Annotated in this window: 15 protein-coding genes; 13 read left to right on the forward strand and 2 right to left on the reverse strand. The window is 44.2% G+C overall.

The window, feature by feature from the left end; all coding sequences use genetic code 11:
- Positions 1 to 40: 40 nt before the first annotated feature.
- The gene (locus tag SNAG_RS01875; RefSeq protein WP_096406057.1) at positions 41 to 5,221 is read right to left on the reverse strand and encodes an SIALI-17 repeat-containing surface protein; all 5,181 of its coding nucleotides are present in this window, start codon (positions 5,219 to 5,221) and stop codon (positions 41 to 43) included.
- Positions 5,222 to 5,544: 323 nt separating this feature from the next.
- Between SNAG_RS01875 and SNAG_RS01880 the strand changes: the two genes are divergently transcribed.
- From SNAG_RS01880 to SNAG_RS01935, 12 genes are all read left to right on the forward strand, one after another.
- Positions 5,545 to 5,790 (forward strand): YneF family protein, encoded by a 246-nt coding sequence (locus SNAG_RS01880; protein WP_000364980.1) that lies wholly within the window; start codon positions 5,545 to 5,547, stop codon positions 5,788 to 5,790.
- Positions 5,791 to 5,995: 205 nt separating this feature from the next.
- A complete protein-coding gene (gene racE / locus SNAG_RS01885) occupies positions 5,996 to 6,790 on the forward strand; it encodes a glutamate racemase (RefSeq protein WP_000370362.1) in 795 nt (264 codons plus the stop codon).
- Positions 6,787 to 7,758, forward strand: a complete 972-nt coding sequence (locus tag SNAG_RS01890) for a nucleoside-triphosphate diphosphatase (protein WP_096406060.1) — start codon at positions 6,787 to 6,789, stop codon at positions 7,756 to 7,758. The genes racE and SNAG_RS01890 overlap by 4 nt, the downstream gene beginning before the upstream one ends.
- On the forward strand, positions 7,734 to 8,255 hold the full coding sequence (locus SNAG_RS01895; protein WP_001118939.1) for a metallophosphoesterase: 522 nt from the start codon (positions 7,734 to 7,736) through the stop codon (positions 8,253 to 8,255). Before SNAG_RS01890 ends, SNAG_RS01895 begins: the two co-directional genes overlap by 25 nt.
- A complete protein-coding gene (gene cbpB, locus SNAG_RS01900) occupies positions 8,252 to 8,713 on the forward strand; it encodes a cyclic-di-AMP-binding protein CbpB (protein ID WP_033629338.1) in 462 nt (153 codons plus the stop codon). Before SNAG_RS01895 ends, cbpB begins: the two co-directional genes overlap by 4 nt.
- Positions 8,710 to 9,444, forward strand: a complete 735-nt coding sequence (xerD, locus tag SNAG_RS01905) for a site-specific tyrosine recombinase XerD (RefSeq protein WP_331712079.1) — start codon at positions 8,710 to 8,712, stop codon at positions 9,442 to 9,444. Before cbpB ends, xerD begins: the two co-directional genes overlap by 4 nt.
- Positions 9,444 to 10,166 (forward strand): segregation/condensation protein A, encoded by a 723-nt coding sequence (locus SNAG_RS01910; protein WP_096406065.1) that lies wholly within the window; start codon positions 9,444 to 9,446, stop codon positions 10,164 to 10,166. Before xerD ends, SNAG_RS01910 begins: the two co-directional genes overlap by 1 nt.
- Before the next feature lie 24 nt (positions 10,167 to 10,190).
- Complete coding sequence (gene scpB / locus SNAG_RS01915; protein ID WP_000105288.1) at positions 10,191 to 10,760, forward strand: SMC-Scp complex subunit ScpB; 570 nt, start codon at positions 10,191 to 10,193, stop codon at positions 10,758 to 10,760.
- A complete protein-coding gene (locus SNAG_RS01920; protein WP_001222234.1) occupies positions 10,747 to 11,469 on the forward strand; it encodes a pseudouridine synthase in 723 nt (240 codons plus the stop codon). Before scpB ends, SNAG_RS01920 begins: the two co-directional genes overlap by 14 nt.
- On the forward strand, positions 11,469 to 11,705 hold the full coding sequence (gene yidD / locus SNAG_RS01925; protein WP_084856689.1) for a membrane protein insertion efficiency factor YidD: 237 nt from the start codon (positions 11,469 to 11,471) through the stop codon (positions 11,703 to 11,705). The genes SNAG_RS01920 and yidD overlap by 1 nt, the downstream gene beginning before the upstream one ends.
- 117 nt (positions 11,706 to 11,822) lie before the next feature.
- Positions 11,823 to 12,887, forward strand: a complete 1,065-nt coding sequence (gene pepA / locus SNAG_RS01930) for a glutamyl aminopeptidase (RefSeq protein WP_096406068.1) — start codon at positions 11,823 to 11,825, stop codon at positions 12,885 to 12,887.
- Between the two features lie 21 nt (positions 12,888 to 12,908).
- Positions 12,909 to 13,205, forward strand: coding sequence for a bacteriocin immunity protein (locus tag SNAG_RS01935; protein ID WP_061409640.1), 297 nt, complete (start codon positions 12,909 to 12,911; stop codon positions 13,203 to 13,205).
- A 96-nt stretch (positions 13,206 to 13,301) separates the two neighbouring features.
- Here the strand turns inward: SNAG_RS01935 and SNAG_RS01940 are convergent, their stop codons facing one another.
- Positions 13,302 to 14,933 carry a Na/Pi cotransporter family protein gene (locus SNAG_RS01940; protein ID WP_096406070.1) on the reverse strand — a complete coding sequence of 544 codons (1,632 nt, stop codon included), beginning with the start codon at positions 14,931 to 14,933 and terminating at the stop codon, positions 13,302 to 13,304.
- Between the two features lie 334 nt (positions 14,934 to 15,267).
- Here SNAG_RS01940 and SNAG_RS01945 point away from each other — a divergent pair, with 334 nt between their 5' ends.
- Positions 15,268 to 19,992 carry an endo-beta-N-acetylglucosaminidase gene (locus SNAG_RS01945; RefSeq protein WP_096406073.1) on the forward strand — a complete coding sequence of 1,575 codons (4,725 nt, stop codon included), beginning with the start codon at positions 15,268 to 15,270 and terminating at the stop codon, positions 19,990 to 19,992.
- Positions 19,993 to 20,029 lie beyond the last annotated feature (37 nt).

A 20,029-nucleotide genomic window follows, 5' to 3' on the forward strand; every position in this document is an offset into this window, starting at 1 on the left:
GATGAAGGTGATCTTCATCCTGTTTTTGTGTGCTTAAAGGTTAGTTGGAGTCATCCTTTCTCCCTTTTAACATAAAAGTGGCTGTGAGGGCTAGGCTGAGGCCTGCTAAGAAGAGGAGTGGATTAGATGCTTCTCCTGTTGCTGGAAGTTGTTCTTTAGGATAATGATTTCCAGCTTTAGCAAGACTCGGACTAGCTGAAAGTTGTTCAGCCTCGTGTGCCAAGGTTTCTTCATCTGAAGCACTTGGTTTTTCCTCAGTGTTAGAGCTTGTTCCAGCAGCTTGATAGACGACAGCATAGGTACTGAAATGACTAGTGATGAATTCTGCCTTTCCTTCTCGAACATCGAAATCAAGGGCTTGCAACTCCTTGGTCGGAGTAATATAATAGACCTTTTCTACGCTAGCTGAAATAGGCAAGCGAACCAAGACAGAGCCTTTTGGCTGCAAGTTATGATCTGTTGGATTTTTAAGTTGTAGGTCGTAAGCATCATAGGTCTTGCCAAAGAGTTCCTGAGCTAGGACATGTCGGCTAGAGATATGAGAAATTCCTTCTAAGTCAGTGACTCCACCAATAATTTCCACTCCAGTTTCCTTATCTTTTAAGACTCGAACTGGATAATCAGGAAGGGTAAGGGTTGGAGCAGCCTGATCCCCACTAGTTCCGATAGGGTCAGTGTACTCAGTTTTTTCAACAGTAGGAGCTTCCTCTTGCCCTGCCGTTCCTATAGGCTCGGTGTACTCAGGAATTGTCACTGTAGGCGGTTCCTCTTGCCCTGCAGTCCCGATAGGGTCAGTGTACTCAGGTTTTTCAACAGTAGGAGACTCTTCTTGCCCCGCCGTTCCGATAGGATCGGTGTATTCAGGAATTTCTACTGTTGGAGCTTCTTGTTCTCCCGGAGTTCCGATAGGATCAGTATATTCAGGATTTTCAACTGTAGGTGGCTCTTCTTGTCCTGCAGTTCCGATAGGATCAGTATATTCCGGAATGTCAACAGTAGGAGCTGGTTCATCTCCCTTGCTTGTAGTTGGCTGCTTCTCATCAACCTTCTTCTCATCTTTTTTAGTAAAGACAGCTACGACAGGACTGCTTGTGGTAGTTCCTTGAATGGCATAAGCTTCAATCGCTTTTCCAGTTTGTCGATCAGTAGCCTCAGGGATTGGGATTTGAACTTGCTTGTCTTGGATTGATAGCACGGTCTGATCCCCACTTGTAACCAGATGCGTTTCGTCCACTTTGCGCAATACTAGAGGATCTTTGACACCTGGGAAGGTCACTGCGATGGCTTCCCAGTCTCCAGATGGTAGGGTTAAGGAAATTTCTTTGTCATTTTCCTTGAGAGGAGCGATACTTGGACTATCTATACCAATAGCAGGGGCTTTGATGATATCAAAGGAATCTAGAGAAATTTTCTTGCGACCTTCTGGTGAATCTGGGTCAACACGTAATGTCAGGGTGTGCGGACCGTCAGTGAGATTTGTAAATTCGCCAATAAAGGCTCTCTTTTCAGTTGCGCCTGACGTATAGAAATCCAAAGCAGGCATTTCTTTTCCATCCAGTGTCACAAGCGCTTTACCTAGCTCGGTAGTTTTCAAGCCATAGATACGAATGCCTGTACCAGTAAAGGAAATAGTTGCCTGAGCTTCTGAAGCTGCACTAGAGTCGCTGTTGTTGATGTCAGCGTATTTTTCCGTACCTCCGTAGAGTTCAGAGTCAGACCAGTCCTTAAACTGGGAACCATACTGGATGCGCGAATCACGGTCATCCATTTTTTCAATCGTACTTCCTTTTCCTGATAGGACCTTGAAGTAGTCTAAGGAAATTTTCGAGCGTTCACTTCCACGTCCTTTATGCTCACGTTTAACGCTAAGAGTCAATGTATGAGGTCCGTCTGACAATCCTGTGAAGCGACCGATGAGGCTACCTTTTTCAGTTGCCCCAGCAGTGTGGAAATCAAGTTCGCCGACCTCTTTGCCATCAATTTTAGCAGTAGCAAGACCTAGCTCAGACGATTTTAGTCCATAGATTTCGATACCAACACCATTGAAAGGAATGGTGGCAGTGATGTCTTCGTCTGTGTAGTTTCCTTTTGAAAGGTCAGCAAACTTCTCCGTTCCTCCAAATAATTCTGAGTCTGCCCAGTTTCCAAAGGCAGCTCCGTATTGGATACGACCGTCCCGATCATCCATCAATTCACTAGGAGTTTCTACAGTGACCTGTTCAGATACTTGGGTAGGAACTTCTCCCAGCATAGCCTTGACGGTATAGGTATAGGCGAGTTGAGGATCTAGTGAGCGGTCGACAAAGTGTGTTTGATTGGTTACAAATTCTCTAGTTGCAGAGGTTTGGCCAGATTCGTCTTTTACTTGTCTTTGGATGACATAGTGGGTAGCACCTTCTACTTGGTTGAAGGTGAGTTCGGCAGTGACTCCATTTTGTCGAACTGCTGTCAGACTGGTTACACGACCAGGGAAATGTTCAAAGGTAATGACATCACCTTTTTGTGTTGCCAGTTGGATGCGACCATCTTTTAGGACAGTTGCCTTGACTGCTTTGCCATTGACCTTAACCTGACTGGCTTCTATATTTGGATAGTCTACAACCAAGTCTCCGCCGACATTTGACAGGAAGGACAAGCTTTGAAGGTTTTTATCTTTCCACTTCATGCTGACTTCAAAGTTACCACGGGCAATCAAGCCAGAAACTTGACCGTCTTTCCAAGCATCTGGAAGGGCTGGTAATGGCGCAATATAGCCAGTATGAGATTGCAGGAGCATTTCGGCCATACCACTAGTTGCTCCAAAGTTTCCATCAATTTGGAATGGCGCGTGGGTATCCCAAAGGTTTTCTAGGGTTGAGTATTTGAGCTGTTCAGCGAGTAAGCGATGGGCACGGTTACCGTCCAAGAGACGAGCCCAGAGGTTGATTTTATTGGCCTTAGACCAACCAGTACCACCATCTCCACGGTGGTTGAGGGTAGCACGCGCAGCCTCTAGGTATTCAGCTTGGTCCTTGCTAAAGAGCGTACCCGGGAAGAGACCTACCAGATGAGACACGTGGCGGTGATTATTTTCAATGCCTTCATTTGTGAATTGCGGACTGTCCTCCTCGTACCATTCCTTGATACGGCCTTCATTGTTGATGTGAAGGGGTTTTAGTTTGTCAAATTTAGCCTTGACCTCTGTGACTAAGTCTTGGTCGACTTTCAGATGGTTGGCAACTTCCATGTAGTCATGAAATAGCTGCCAGACTAGCGACTGGTCAAAGGTGTTTCCGATGGTGATGGTACCGTGTTCTGGTGAGTAGGATGGAGAAGACACCCAACGGTCACTGGCCTGGTCATAGTGTAAGAAGGAGTTCCAGAACTTAGCAGTCTCTTTCAACATAGGATAGATCTTTTCTTTGAGATAAGTCTCATCCTTGGTGAATTTATAGTAGTCATAGACGTTCTGCATCATCCAGGCATTAGCGGCTGGCGACCAACCCCAATAGTAATTCCAACCAGGAGTAGTCCAGCCAAATGGTGTTGCTTGAGTGTGGACCAGCCAACCATTTTCTTGTCCGTCTTTGGATTCGATACCAGCGTATTCTTTGGCAGCGATACGGCCATAATAGCGCATGTCGTCAATGTAATTGATCATTGGCTTGGCAGTTTCAGCAAGGTTGCTCATGTAGGCTGGCCAATAATTCATTTGCAAGTTGACATTGAGGTGGTAATCAGCGTTCCAAGGTGGATTGTCTACGGCATTCCAGACTCCCTGCAGGTTAGCAGGAAGGGCATCTGTCCGATCACGAGACGAACTGATGAGTAAATAACGTCCGTATTGGAAGAAGAGTTCTTCCAATTTTTGCCCTTTTTCTGGGTTATAGCCTTGAAGGGCCTCTTTTGTCGTTTGAGCAGTCTTGTTTCCGCCTAGATTTAGTTTAACGCGGTTAAAGAGACTTTGATAATCCTTGATATGGTCCTTTTTAAGTGTCTCGTAGTCTTTGGCCTTAGCAGCTTCGACAATCCCTTTAACTGTTTTTTCGAGGTCAATGTCTTTTCGATAATTGGTTTTTGGATTTTGAGCAAAATTAGTCTTGGCGCTTAGATAGAGGGTCGCATAGCTTGCGCCTGTAACGGTTAGAGTCTCATTCTGAACAGTGACTGTTCCGTCCGTTTTAATTCCTAGATAGGATGCAAATTTGAGACCGTTATCTTTGACAGTTCCTTTTAGAAGGATTCCATGTTCATCTGTAGTAACATGTCCGTTCTTATAGTTGGAATATTCCCAAGAGTAGTCACCATTAGCAAGCAAGTCCTCTGTCAAGCTGTTCCAAAGGGTAAAGTCGAGCGTCTTATTTCCTTTTTTAGTCAAGTGGGTCACGGTGACATCATCAGGATAGCTGGAGAAGGTTTCGCGTTTGAAGGTCGTCCCATCTTGGGTGTAAGAAGTGGTTGTAGTAGCCTCTGTGATATCCAAACCGCGGTGATAATCTGTTACTGTATCCAAACCCTTTTTCTGGTTATTGAAGACCATAAAAATATCACCAAAGGCTAGGTAACGTCCATACTGGGCGTTGTTTGGTCCGACTAGATTTTGTTCAGCCAGTTGTTTGGCTTTTTGGCGATCTCCATCTTCGAGAGCTTTACGAATCTCCGCCAAGACCTTGTAGCGATCCTTGTAGTTCCCTCCATTATAGTCGGTGCTATCGGGTTGTGGTCCTCCAGACCAGAGGGTCTTTTCGTTGTACTGGATTCTTTCTTCACCAATTAGACCAAAGACCTTGGCTCCCATTTCTCCGTTTCCGACTGGGAGAGCTTGTTTTTCCCATCCATCATAGGAAGGGGGTGTTGGTTGATTGTAGTTGAGTTGATAGTTTTCTTGCTTTGTCACGGGTAGCTCGGTATTTTCATTCTCCTTGTTTTCGTTTGTTTCAACAATGGCATCAGAAATAGTTTGGCTATTTGTAGCTTGTGGAGTTTCAGCAGGATTGCTTTCGGTACTTGGAGTCTCAACTAGAGCTGGTTTAGCGGTCTCGGTCGGTTCAATCTGCTCTGATCCACTATCAGGTTTAATAGTAGTCTCGACAACACTTGGGTCACTTTGCTGCACTTCAATACTATCAGCTGAGACTGTATGACTGGATAGAAAAACAGCCCCTAGCAAAACAGAAGCAGTCCCAACCGTCAGTTTGCGGATGCTATAGCGACAGGATTTCTCCCAAAATCTTTTATCCATAGAAATCTCCTTTAGTATTTGGAACCGTTTACATTTTGTAAAACAAATCCCTATATTTTTGTTTCTATTTACCTCTCATTCTACTGGTCATCTAGCATTTGTCAAGAGGTTTTTGGTGAAAAACATATTTGATATTGCTTTTTCTTAAAATAGTAGAAGAAAGAGAGGAAAGGGTGGAATTATTCGTAATTTCATAGTTCAATCTGATTATAAGACTAGCTTAGAATTGACTTGCCCCCCTCTTGAAAGCGTAAAACAAACTAGTCAGGAAAGTTACTTTATGGTATAATATAGAAGACTCAAAAAGAAACAGGAGAAAAAGAATGGATTTACTTTTAGCAATTATCTTGATTGTGCTAGCTTTTCTAGGAGGAGCTCTTGGAGGTATGTATTTGGTTCGTAAGCAAATCGAAAAAGAATTTGCGGACAACCCACGTTTAAACGCTGAGGCAGTTCGTGCCCTTTTGAGCGCAAATGGTCAAAAACCAAGCGAAGCCAAGGTACAACAAGTTTACCACCAAATCATCCGCCAACAAAAAGCAGCCCTTGCTAACAATAAAAAGAAATAAATAGGAAAAGTCTGGGATGAAAGTTCCAGACTTCTCACTATGTTCAATAGTTCTCAAGGATAAGACTTTTTCCTTGCATTCTATTGATATTTGATTATGATTAAAAGAGAGGCAGTTGCCATTCTATCAAGCTGTCTATCCGTTCATTTAGGACGAGTAATTATGATGAACTATCAATCAGAAAAAAGACTAGAAAGAAGACTGTATGGATAATCGACCGATTGGTTTTTTGGATTCAGGTGTCGGGGGCTTGACTGTTGTTCGTGAGCTCATGCGCCAGCTTCCCCATGAAGAAATCGTCTATATTGGAGATTCGGCGCGGGCGCCTTATGGTCCCCGTCCTGCTGAGCAAATTCGTGAGTATACTTGGCAGTTGGTCAACTTTCTCTTGACCAAGGATGTCAAAATGATTGTCATTGCTTGTAATACTGCGACTGCGGTCGTCTGGGAAGAAATCAAGGCGAAACTAGACATTCCTGTTCTAGGTGTAATTTTGCCTGGAGCTTCGGCAGCCATCAAGTCCAGTCAAGGTGGGAAAATCGGGGTGATTGGAACTCCCATGACGGTACAATCAGACATCTATCGTCAGAAAATCCATGATCTGGATCCGGATTTACAGGTGGAGAGTTTGGCCTGTCCCAAGTTTGCCCCCTTGGTGGAGTCTGGTGCCCTGTCGACCAGTGTCACCAAGAAAGTGGTCTATGAAACCCTGCGTCCCTTGGTCGGCAAGGTGGATAGCTTGATTCTGGGGTGTACCCATTATCCGCTCCTTCGCCCCATCATCCAAAATGTCATGGGACCAGATGTGAAACTCATCGATAGTGGAGCAGAGTGTGTACGGGATATCTCGGTTTTGCTTAACTATTTTGAAATCAATCGTAGCCGAGATGCGGGGCCTCTTCAACACCGTTTTTACACAACAGCTAGCAGCCAAAGTTTTGCCCAAATTGGAGCAGAATGGCTGGAAAAAGAGATTCATGTGGAGCATGTAACATTATGACAAACAAAATTTATGAATACAAGGACGACCAGGACTGGTATGTGGGTGTCTGGGACGTCTATGGAGGCATCTACAGTCTCATCAAAGATCCGCTTAATCTTGATTTTATGGATTTGGCGCGGATTTTTCGTGATGAGGAAAATGGCTTTCCAATTACGATAACGGTGATGCGCTGGTCTTCTAACTACCGTCTGCTCTCCTTTATCGTTGAGATTTTAAATGCGGAAGCAGGACGTAACTTGGAAGTCATCCAACGTCAGGGAGCTCTGCTCTTGGTTGAAAATGGAAAGCTTTTGCATGTTGAATTGCCTAAAGAAGGAGTCGATGTAGAAGCCTTCTTTGAAACTAGCAAGGTTAGAGAAACTCTGCTCATTGCGACTCGTAACGAGGGCAAGACCAAGGAATTCCGAGCTATCTTTGACAAACTTGGCTATGATGTGGAAAATCTCAATGACTACCCTGACCTGCCTGAAGTAGCCGAAACTGGTATGACCTTTGAAGAAAATGCCCGCCTCAAGGCAGAAACCATTTCCCAATTAACAGGAAAGATGGTGCTAGCAGATGACTCTGGTCTCAAAGTCGATGTCCTCGGTGGTTTGCCAGGAGTCTGGTCAGCCCGTTTTGCAGGAGTGGGGGCGACTGATCGTGAAAACAATGCCAAGCTCTTGCACGAATTGGCCATGGTCTTTGAACTCAAGGACCGCTCAGCTCAATTCCATACAACCCTAGTCGTAGCTAGTCCAAACAAGGAAAGCTTGGTTGTTGAAGCTGACTGGCCAGGCTACATTAACTTTGAACCCAAGGGCGAAAATGGCTTTGGCTATGATCCCCTTTTCCTTGTGGGAGAGACAGGTAAGTCAGCAGCTGAATTAACCCTTGAAGAAAAAAATAGCCAATCCCACCGTGCCTTAGCCGTTAAGAAACTTTTGGAGGTATTTCCAGCATGGCAAAGCAAACCATCATTGTAATGAGTGACTCCCACGGAGATAGCTTGATTGTGGAAGAAATCCGTGACCGCTATCTGGGGAAAGTTGATGCCATTTTTCACGATGGTGACTCTGAACTCCGTCCAGACTCTCCGCTCTGGGAAGGCATCCATGTCGTCAAAGGAAATATGGACTTTTATGCTGGTTATCCAGAACGTTTGGTGACTCAACTTGGTCCGACTAAGATTATCCAGACGCATGGACACTTGTTTGATATCAATTTCAACTTTCAAAAGTTGGACTACTGGGCTCAGGAAGAAGATGCCGATATCTGTCTCTATGGTCACTTGCATGTGCCAAATGCTTGGATGGAAGGCAAAACACTCTTTTTAAATCCAGGCTCCATCAGCCAACCACGAGGGACTATCAGAGAATGTCTCTATGCTCGAGTGGAGATTGATGACAGCTATTTTAAAGTAGACTTTTTGACACGTGACCATGAGGTTTATCCAGGCTTGTCCAAGGAGTTTGCTCGATGATTGCCAAGGAATTTGAAGCATTTTTACTGGAACAGGAAGGAACCTTTCTCACCCCTGCTGACAATCTAGCAGCTTTGATTGATACCCATAACGCTGACCATGCGATTTTGGTATTGAGTCAAATCACCTATACCCGTATCCCTGTTGTGACCTTTGACAAACGCTTTGTCGGAACCATTGGTCTGAGAGACATTTTGGCTTATCAAATGGAGCAAGGTTTGACAGATGAACAGATGGCAACGACAGATATCGTCAATATGACCAAGACGGATGTAGCAGTCGTCGCTCCAGACTATAATATCACTGAAGTCCTCCATAAACTGGTAGATGAACCCTTCTTGCCAGTCGTAGATGATGAAGGAATTTTCCAAGGAATTATCACGCGCAAGTCCATCCTCAAGGCCGTCAATGCCCTTTTGCATGACTTTAGTAAGGAATATGAGATTCGATGCAAATGAGAGATAGGATTTCAGACTTTTTAGAGAAAAAGCAGAGCTTGTCTGCCAATTCAAAGCAATCTTATAAGTATGATCTGGAGCAATTTTTAGACATTGTAGGTGAGCGGATCTCTGAGACTAGTCTCAAGATTTACCAAGCCCAACTAGCCAATCTAAAAATCAGCGCCCAGAAACGGAAACTTTCAGCCTGTAACCAATTTCTCTACTTTCTCTATCAAAAAGGAGAGGTGGACAGTTTTTACCGTCTGGAATTAGCCAAACAAGCTGAAAAGAAGACTGAAAAGCCAGAAATTCTAGACTTAGACTCTTTTTGGCAGGAAAGTAATTATCCAGAGGGACGCTTGCTGGCGCTCTTAATCCTAGAAATGGGACTTTTGCCAAGTGAGATTTTAGCCCTTAAGGTTGCAGATATCAATCTGGATTTTCAGGTGTTGCGAATTAACAAGGCTTCCCAACAGAGGATTGTCACCATTCCTAGGACCTTGCTTTCAGAATTGGACCCCTTGATGGGGCAGACCTATCTCTTTGAAAGGGGAGGGAAAGCCTATTCTCGTCAGTGGGCCTTTCGTCAGCTGGAGTCCTTTGTCAAGGAGAAAGGTTTCCCAGCCTTATCAGCCCAAGCCTTGCGGGAACAGTTCATTCTAAGACAAATAGAAAACAAGGTCGATTTGTACGAAATTGCAAAAAAACTAGGATTAAAAACAGTCCTGACCTTAGAGAAATATAGATAATGGATATTAAATTAAAAGATTTTGAAGGGCCCCTGGACTTGCTCTTGCACCTGGTTTCCAAGTATCAGATGGATATTTACGATGTGCCCATTACGGAAGTCATCGAACAGTATCTAGCCTATGTCTCAACCCTGCAGGCCATGCGTCTGGAAGTGACGGGTGAGTACATGGTCATGGCTAGTCAGCTCATGCTGATCAAGAGCCGAAAGCTCCTGCCAAAGGTAGCAGAAGTGGCTGATTCGGAGGATGACCTGGAGCAGGATCTCCTCTCCCAAATCGAAGAATACCGCAAATTCAAGCTCCTGGGTGAGCACTTGGAGGCCAAGCACCAAAATCGGGCCCAGTACTATTCCAAAGCGCCGACAGAGTTGATCTACGAAGATGCGGAGCTTGTACATGATAGGACGACCATTGACCTCTTTTTGGCTTTTTCAAATATCCTAGCCAAGAAAAAAGAGGAGTTCGCTCAGAATCACACGACCATCTTGCGGGATGAGTATAAGATTGAGGACATGATGGGCATTGTAAAAGAGTCCTTGACTGGACGAGACCAGTTGCGTTTGCAGGATTTGTTCAAGGAAGCCCAGAATGTCCAAGAGGTCATTACCCTCTTTTTGGCAACCCTAGAGTTAATCAAAACCCAGGAGCTGATCCTCGTGCAAGAGGAGAGTTTCGGAGATATCTATCTCATGGAAAAGAAGGAAGAAAGTCAAGAGGCATAAAGCTAGACTTGATAGAGAGGAAAGATGAGTACTTTAGCAGAAATAGAAGCGCTCTTGTTTGTAGCAGGTGAAGATGGGATTCGAGTCCGTCAGTTGGCTGAACTCCTCTCACTTCCCCCGACAGGCATCCAGCAGAGTTTAGAAAAATTAGCCCAAAAGTATGAAAAAGACCAAGAGTCGAGCTTGTCCCTGATCGAGACAGGGGGCGCTTACAGATTGGTGACCAAGCCTCAATTTGCAGCGATTTTGAAGGAATACTCCAAGGCGCCCATTAACCAGAGTTTATCTCGGGCAGCCCTTGAGACCTTGTCCATCATTGCCTACAAGCAGCCGATTACGCGGATAGAAATTGATGCTATCCGTGGAGTCAATTCGAGTGGAGCTTTGGCAAAGTTGCAGGCATTTGATTTGATACGAGAAGACGGGAAAAAAGAAGTGTTGGGTCGCCCCAACCTCTATGTGACTACGGATTATTTCCTAGATTACATGGGGATCAATCATTTGGAAGAACTCCCAGTGATTGATGAGCTTGAGATTCAAGCGCAAGAAAGCCAATTATTTGGTGAAAGGATAGAAGAAGATGAGAATCAATAAATATATTGCCCACGCAGGTGTGGCCAGTAGGAGAAAAGCAGAAGAGCTGATCAAGCAAGGCTTGGTGACGGTCAACGGCCAAGTGGTGCGTGAACTAGCAACGACCATCAAGACTGGCGACAAGGTTGAAGTTGAAGGTCAACCAATCTACAACGAAGAAAAGGTCTACTATCTGCTTAATAAACCACGTGGAGTGATTTCCAGTGTGACAGATGACAAGGGCCGCAAGACTGTTGTGGATCTCTTGCCAAATGTCAAAGAACGAATCTATCCAGTTGGACGTTTGGACTGGGATACATCCGGTGTCTTGATTTTGACCAATGATGGGGACTTTACAGACGAGATGATTCACCCCCGTAATGAGATTGATAAGGTCTACGTTGCGCGTGTTAAAGGCGTAGCCAATAAGGACAATCTCCGTCCCTTGACCCGTGGACTTGAGATTGATGGCAAGAAAACCAAGCCAGCTGTTTATGAGATTCTTAAAGTAGACCCAGTCAAAAACCGCTCTGTAGTACAGTTGACCATTCATGAAGGGCGTAACCACCAGGTTAAAAAGATGTTTGAAGCTGTCGGTCTCCAAGTAGATAAGTTATCTCGGACACGTTTTGGACACCTAGACTTGACAGGCCTTCGTCCGGGAGAATCCCGTCGCCTCAATAAAAAAGAAATCAGCCAACTACACACTATGGCTGTAACCAAGAAATAATGAAACGAATCTTAATAGCGCCAGTACGCTTTTACCAACGCTTTATCTCACCAGCCTTTCCACCCTCTTGTCGTTTTGAGCCTACATGTTCCAACTACATGATTCAGGCTATTGAAAAACATGGCTTCAAGGGTGTTTTGATGGGCTTGGCTCGTATTCTCCGATGTCATCCTTGGTCGAAAATAGGCAAGGATCCTGTGCCAGACCACTTTTCCCTCAAACGAAATCATAAATAAAACGAATTACAATGGTGATTTGTTTTATTTATAAGCAGTTTCAAGTTGGAATGATGATTTCCACTATCCTTCTCCTATAAAAAGTGGTAAAATGGAGGACAGAAAGAAGGAACTGATATGACAACATTATTTTCAAAAATCAAAGAAGTAACAGAGCTTGCTGCAATCTCAGGTCATGAAGCGCCTGTCCGGACTTATCTTCGTGAAAAGTTGACACCGCACGTGGATGAAGTGGTGACAGATGGCTTGGGTGGTATTTTTGGTATTAAACATTCAGAAGCTACCGATTCGCCCCGTGTTTTGGTTGCTTCTCATATGGATGAAGTTGGTTTTATGGTTAGTGAGATTAAGCCAGATGGTACCTTCCGTGTCGTTGAAATCGGTGGCTGGAACCCTATGGTGGTCAGCAGCCAACGCTTTAAACTCTTTACTCGTGACGGTCGTGAAATTCCAGTGATCTCAGGTTCTGTCCCTCCACATTTGACACGTGGAACAGGTGGACCAACCATGCCAGCTATTTCGGATATCATTTTTGATGGCGGTTTTGCGGACAAGGCTGAAGCAGAAAGTTTTGGAATCCGTCCAGGTGACACCATTGTCCCTGATAGCTCTGCTATCTTGACAGCCAATGAAAAAAATATCATCTCTAAAGCTTGGGACAATCGCTACGGTGTTCTCATGGTGAGCGAGTTAGCTCAAGCCTTGTCAGGTCAAAAACTTGGCAATGAACTCTATCTTGGCTCTAACGTCCAAGAAGAGGTTGGTCTTCGTGGCGCTCATACTTCTACAACTAAGTTTGACCCAGAAGTTTTCCTAGCAGTTGACTGTTCACCTGCTGGTGATGTCTACGGTGGCCAAGGCAAGATTGGGGATGGCACCTTGATTCGCTTCTACGATCCAGGTCACTTGCTTCTCCCAGATATGAAGGATTTCCTTTTGACAACGGCTGAAGAAGCTGGCATCAAGTACCAATACTACTGTGGAAAAGGCGGAACGGACGCTGGAGCAGCTCATCTGAAAAATGGTGGTGTCCCATCTACAACTATCGGTGTCTGTGCACGTTATATCCACTCTCACCAAACCCTCTACGCGATGGATGACTTCCTAGAAGCCCAAGCTTTCTTGCAAGCCTTGGTGAAAAAATTGGATCGTTCAACGGTTGATTTGATTAAAAATTATTAAACATAAGGGAGATTGCTCGGGATGGCAGAAGCAAATCTAGAAAGCTTAATAAAAGACCTCTATAACCATGCCCGTCAGGGCTTGAGTGACGATTTAGTCGCTGCTCTCCTAGAGACTGCTAAGAAACTGCCTACTACAAATGAGCAGTTACTAGCAGTCCGTCTCTCAGGACTGGTCACCCGTGAATTGCTCACCAATCCCAAACACCCAGCACCTGAATTGATCAATTTGGCTCGCTTTATCAAAAGAGAAGAAGCTAAGTACAGAGGAACTGCAGTTTCTGCTATTATGTTTGGTGAACTCTTTAAAATGCTTTGATTCCATTGTGAATCAAAGCATTTTTCTATATGCTAGAAAAGACATTCTTGATGAGTAGACGAAAAAGCCATCCCATTCAGGATAGCTTTTTGTTTATTAGATTTGTTCAGCGATGACCTTTTCAGCAAGGTTCATGGCGTGGTCAGATACACGAGTGTAGTGGGAAATGATGTCGATAAAGTTGACTCCAGCTTGTGTAGAACACTCACCCTTGTTAAGGCGTTTGATATGGGTCTTTCTGAGAATGCGTTCCATATTGTTGATTTCTTTATGGCGTTCAATTAGACTTTGAGCTTTCTCAGTATCGTTGTTTTCCACACTATCAAGGGCATCTTTGATGAACTCAGTGGTAGCGTGATAAATCTCAGCTAGCTCTTTCAAAGCGGCCTCAGAGAACTGAACATTCTTGCGTTGGAGATAGTCTGTTAGGTTGATTAACCCTTCTGCGTGGTCTCCAATCCGTTCCAAATCACGAGACGAGTCGAGGATGTTGGTTAGGATTTCACTTTCCTTTTGACTCAATGATTCGCTTGAAAGGCTAATTAGGTAACGAGTGAGTTTTTCGTCAATTGTGTTAATAGCTTCTTCAGTCTTGTGGCCTTTCTCCGCTAGTTTTTCATCTAGATTAACGATGTAGTCGTAGGAAAGGTCAAAAGCTTTTGCAGCATAGTTCCCCAAGTGAAGAAGTTCTTTTTTGGCATTTCCTAGAGCGATAGAAGGCGCCTGTTTGATGAGTTGTTCATCCAAGTAGAGAGCCTCGTATTTAACAACTTCATCTTCACCAGGAATGAGCTTGGTCACAATGTAAGCCAAGGCACCGATGAATGGGAACTGGATAATGGTATTTGTAATATTAAAGGTTCCGTGAGCAAAGGCAATGGTCATTTCTGGAGCTAGATTGAGCGCCGATTCAAACCATTGAATCAAGCCCGTGAAAGGTACAAGGAAGACAATACAGATAACCGTACCAATTACGTTAAAGGCGACATGGGCACCGGCAACACGTTTGGCAGCGATATTGGCTCCAAGAGAAGCAATGATGGCTGTAATGGTCGTTCCGATATTATCACCAAACAAGACCGGTAGGGCACCTTGTAGGTCAATCAAACCACTTGCGTACAGATTCTGTAAGATACCGATAGTGGCGGATGAAGCCTGAATGAGTAGGGTCAATCCAGTTCCGACAAAGACACCTAGAATAGGACTCTTACTTAGTTCAACCATGTAGTCTCTAAAGACTTGCAGGTCTTTTAGGGGTTCCATTGCACCGCTCATAAGATTGAGAGCGAAGAAGATACCTCCTACACCAAAGATAATCCGTCCAATGTTATTGATGGAGCGATTCTTGGTGAAGAAGAGACAAACTGCTCCGATAAAGAGCATAGGTAAGGCGTAATCTCCTAGCTTAAAACCGATGATAAAGGATGTAACGGTGGTTCCAATATTGGCACCCATGACAATACCGATAGCCTGACGCAAGGTCAAAAGTCCTGCACTGACAAGTCCTACTGTAATGACTGTAACACCAGAACTTGATTGAATCAGCGCCGTCATACCGATACCAACCAGCACACCGAAGAAGGGATTGCTGGTATATTTGTCAATGTAAAAACGAAGGCGATCTCCAGCAGCTTGTTGCAAACCGTCTCCCATGGTCTTGATACTATATAAAAATAGTCCCAGACCACCTAAAAAGTGAAATAAAATTTCCTGCCAATTAATGGACATTTCTTTTTCCTCCGAAAAATAATCGCGGAATTTCTCCTATTCTATTTTAAAGGATAATAGGAAATCTAACAAGTGTTTAATGGAAATTTTCATAAGAAAAAGGTAACTTTCTCTAAAAATAGAGGATAAATTTACTGTAAGAGAGTCGAATGATAGGATTGTGTCCAAATTTTACTGATTATTATCCTAGTTATAGTTTTTGTGTCAAACAGATTGACATCGCTTTCATATAAGATAAAATGAAGATGATCCTGTTCGGGTGGTGCCCACTAAGAGCAGTTGCTTTTTATCTAAAAAGTAAAGCGCTTACTTTTTATTTTATTAGGAGGATAAGATGAAAGATCTATTTTTTGAAAAACGTTGCCGTTACAGTATTCGTAAGCTGTCCATCGGGGCTTGTTCCTTGATGATTGGTTCAGCTCTATTTGCGAGCCCAGCTCTTGCCGAACAGGTCGCTGCCCCTGAAACAGCTGCTAGTACGAGCACTCAAGCGACAAGTGCCAGTGAAATGACTAATCCAGAAACCGCAGCCATCGAAAAACAATTAGAGGAAACTGAAAACAAAGTAGCTGAGCAACCAATTTCAGAAAACACTCCAGCAATAGCTGATTTAGTTAATGAAAAAGAAGAAGCAAAGCCAGCTCCGACAGATAAAACTGAAAAACCTGCTCAACCAACTGACAAAGAAGGAGTCAAGCCTGAGGAAACTCCTCAAGTGGCTGACAATAAAGCTGACAAACCAAGTCTAGCAGACGTTCCTAAGAATGAAGAGAAGAGTCTCCGACCAAAAGAAATCAAGTTTGATACTTGGGATGATTTGTTGAAATGGGAACCAGGTGCGCGTGAGGATGATCCCATCAATCGATCCTCAGTTGAACTCGCCAAGCGCCATAGAGGTCAGTTGGTTAACGAAAAAGCAAGCAGAAGAGCCAAAGTTCAGGCGCTAGCAAATACCAACTCAAAGGCTAAAGACCACGCTTCTGTTGGTGGAGAAGAATTCAAGGCCTACGCCTTCGATTACTGGCAATACTTGGATTCAATGGTCTTCTGGGAAGGCCTAGTCCCTACTCCAGATGTCATTGATGCAGGCCACCGTAATGGTGTGCCTGTTTATGGAACCCTCTTTTTCAACTGGTCAAACAGCATTGCTGACCAAGAGAAATTTGCAGCCGCTTTGAAGCAAGATGAGGATGGCACCTTCCCGATTGCACGTAAACTTGTTGATCTCGCTAAATACTATGGCTTTGATGGCTACTTCATCAACCAAGAAACAACGGGGGAATTGGTAGCACCTCTTGGTGAAAAAATGCGCCAATTCATGCTCTATACAAAAGAATACGCAGCTAAGGTCAACCATCCAATCAAGTATGCTTGGTACGATGCCATGACCTACAAATACGGTCGTTACCATGAAGATGGTCTAGGTGATTACAACTACCAATTCATGCAAAAGGAAGGTGACAAGGTCCCTGCAGATCAATTTTTTGCTAATTTCAACTGGAATAAGGAAAAGAATGATCACTCTGTAGAGATGGCTAAATGGCTAGAACGTAGCCAGTATGATGTCTTTGCAGGCTTAGAATTGCAACAAGGTGGTTCTTATAAAACCAAGGTCAACTGGGATGCTCTTTTAGATGAAAATGGCAAGTTGCGCTTGTCTCTTGGACTTTTTGCGCCAGATACCATTACCAGTCTAGGAAAAACAGGTGAAGACTACCACAAGAACGAAGACATCTTCTTTACAGGTTATCAAGGGGATCCAACGGCTCAAAAACCAGGAGATAAAGAGTGGTATGGAATTGCCAATTTAGTTGCGGACCGCACTCCAGCAGTAGGACGCACCTTCACTACCTCTTTTAATACAGGTCATGGTAGAAAGTGGTTTGTAGATGGCAAAGTTTCTAAGGATTCTGAATGGAACTACCGTTCTGTTTCAGGTGTCTTGCCAACATGGCGCTGGTGGCAGACTTCAACGGGTGAAAAACTCCGTGCAGAATATGACTTTACAGATGCTTATAATGGCGGAAACTCTCTTAAATTCTCAGGTGATGTAGCTGGTAAGACGGACCAAGATGTGAATTTGTATTCTACTAAACTAGAAGTAACGGAGAAAACCAAACTTCGGGTTGCCCACAAGGGAGGAAAAGGCTCCAAAGTTTATATGGCCTTTTCTACGACTCCAGACTACAAATTTGAGGATGCAGCTGCATGGAAAGAACTGACTCTCTCTGATGACTGGAAGAATGAAGAATTTGACCTTAGCTCACTGGCAGGTAAAACCATCTATGCAGTTAAACTCTTCTTCGAACATGAAGGTGCTGTAAAAGATTATCAGTTCAACCTAGGACAATTAACGATCACGGACAATCACCAAGCGCCACAAGCACCTACAGGTCTCTCAGTAGTGAAACAGTCTCTTAAGAATGCTCAAGAAGCTGAAGCAGTTGTTCAATTTACGGGTAACCAAGATGCAGATTTCTATGAAGTCTACGAAAAAGACGGTGACAACTGGCGCTTATTGACAGGTTCATCTGCTTCAACCATCTACTTGCCAAAAGTTAGCCGTTCTGCTAATGCCACTGGTACGACTCAAGAATTGAAAGTCGTTGCAGTTGGTAAAAATGGACTCCGTTCTGAGGCTGCAACTGCGTCATTCAACTGGGGCATGACTGTTCAGGATACAACTCTCCCAAGACCTTTGGCTGAAAATATTGTTCCAGGGGCAACAGTTATCGGTAGCACTTTCCCCAATACTGAAGGCGGGGAAGGCATCGAAGGCATGTTGAACGGTACGATTACAAGTCTGTCAGACAAGTGGTCTTCAGGACAATTGAGCGGTAGTGTCGATATTCGTTTGACTCAACCACGTCGTGTTGTCAGATGGGTAATGGATCATGCGGGAGCTGGTGGTGAGTCTGTTAACGATGGTCTGATGAATACCAAGGACTTTGATCTTTATTACAAGGATACAGATGGCGAGTGGAAACTAGCTAAGGAAGTCCGTGGCAATAAAGCGCACGTGACGGATATCACTCTTGATAAACCAATCACTGCCCAAGACTGGCGTTTGCATGTCATTACATCTGATAACGGAACACCTTGGAAGGCCATTCGTATCTACAACTGGAAGATGTACGAAACCTTGGACACAGAAAGTCAAAATATTCCAATGGCTAAGGTAGCTGCTCGTTCACTTGGAAACCACCAAGTTCAACTAGGCTTCTCTGATGTTCCAGCAGGTGCGACCATCACCGTTTACGACAAGGCAGATTCACAAACACCAATTGCAACCTTGAAGACTGAAACTGGTGGCGATTTGGCAACAGCACCATTGGCCTTTGACAAACAACCAAATCTCCTCTATTATCGTACCCAACTACCTGGCAAAGAAATCAGTAACACCTTGGCTGTAGCGATTCCACAGGATGAAAGAAAAATTGCTGCAGTTAGTCTCGAAAAAGGACCTAAGAAGACGGTTTATAAAGAGGGAGAAAAACTGGACCTAAGAGGCGGAACACTCCGTGTTCAATACGAAGGGGGACAAGCCGATGAGCTGATTAACCTTACTCACTCAGGTGTGACGGTATCTGGATACGATGCTCATCAAAAAGGGGAACAAAACCTAACACTTCAATACCTTGGTTTACCAGTGTCAGGTGATCTGAAAGTCCAAGTGACAGGACAGGATGAAGGAAAACCAAAAGAAGTAGCAGGTTTGTACATTACGAAGAAACCAAAAACAGACTATCTAGTAGGGGATCAACTGGATCTTTCTGAAGGTCGCTTCGGTGTCCTCTATGATGATGAGACGGAAGAAAGTCATGCCTTTACGGATCAAGGTGTTGAAATCACGGGCTATGATGCTCAGAAGACTGGACGACAAACCTTGACCCTGCATTACAAGGGACACACTGCTGAGTTCGATGTCTTGGTTTCTCCAAAAGCAGCTGTCAACGATGAGTACCTCAAACAAGAAATCACTGCTGCCCAAGGTCGCCAGTCAACCCTTGCCTATACCTTCTCAAGTGAGAACAAACAAGCTGTACTAGTAGAGAAACTTAATGCAGCGAAAGCTGTTGCAGAAAACCATGATGCCAGTCAAGAAGAAGTCAACAAAGCCTTGAATGAATTGAAACAAGCTGGAGCGGACTTGGATGGAAATCAACGTTATCAAACTGCTAGAGAAGAATTGGAAGGCTTGCTCGAGTCCGTCCGTGAAAAAGATTCTCAAGATGAGTTGATTGCCCAAGCTGAAGCTTTGTTGTCTTCACAAACACCAACTCCACAAGCTTTTTCGGACATGAAAGAAAAGTTGAATAAGAAACTAGCACCAGCAGAAGAAAGCAATCATGTTGGAAGCATGGATCCAAATGAAGTGGCTCCAACAGTTGAAGCCCTCCCTGAACTAGTTATTGAAACTGAAACAACAGCCTTTGAACGTCAGGAGCGACCAAACGCTGAGCTTCTCAAAGGACGACGCCAGCTAGTTCAAGCAGGAGCGGAAGGCCAAGTTCGTCGTCTAGTAGAAGTAGATGCCCAAGGCAAACGCATCCTTCGTTCAACTGAAGTTCTCAAGGAAGCCCTCCCAGAAATCACAGAAGTTGGAACAAAAGTTTTGTCAAGTAACCAACCGGCTGAGGGAGTAAAAGACCTAGTTTTAGAAATTTCGAAACTAGAAATTGAAGAGGATACAGTAGCCTTCGAACGTCAAGAGCGACCAAATGCAAGCCTTCTGAAAGGTCAACGTCAGCTAGTTCAAGCAGGAGCGGAAGGCCAAGTTCGTCACTTTGTAGAGGTGGATGCCCAAGGCAAACGCACCCTTCGTTCAACTGAAGTTCTCAAGGAAGCTGTCCCAGAAATCACAGAAGTTGGAACAAAAGAAGAGCTAGACTCACAAACAACAGACCAAGCGTCTTTAGCAGCATCGGTAAAAGTTGAAAAGTCAACAAATCAACTGCCAAATACTGGTGTAGAAACAGATGCCAGTCTAGTAGCTATGGGACTTTTCGGAGCAATGAGTGCATATGGCTTGCTTGCTAGAAAGAAGAAAGAAGACTAATCGATTTAGAATTCTTGGAATTTCTCATAACAACTAA

Source organism: Streptococcus sp. NPS 308 (assembly GCF_002355895.1).
In the GTDB taxonomy this organism is placed as follows: Bacteria; Bacillota; Bacilli; order Lactobacillales; family Streptococcaceae; genus Streptococcus.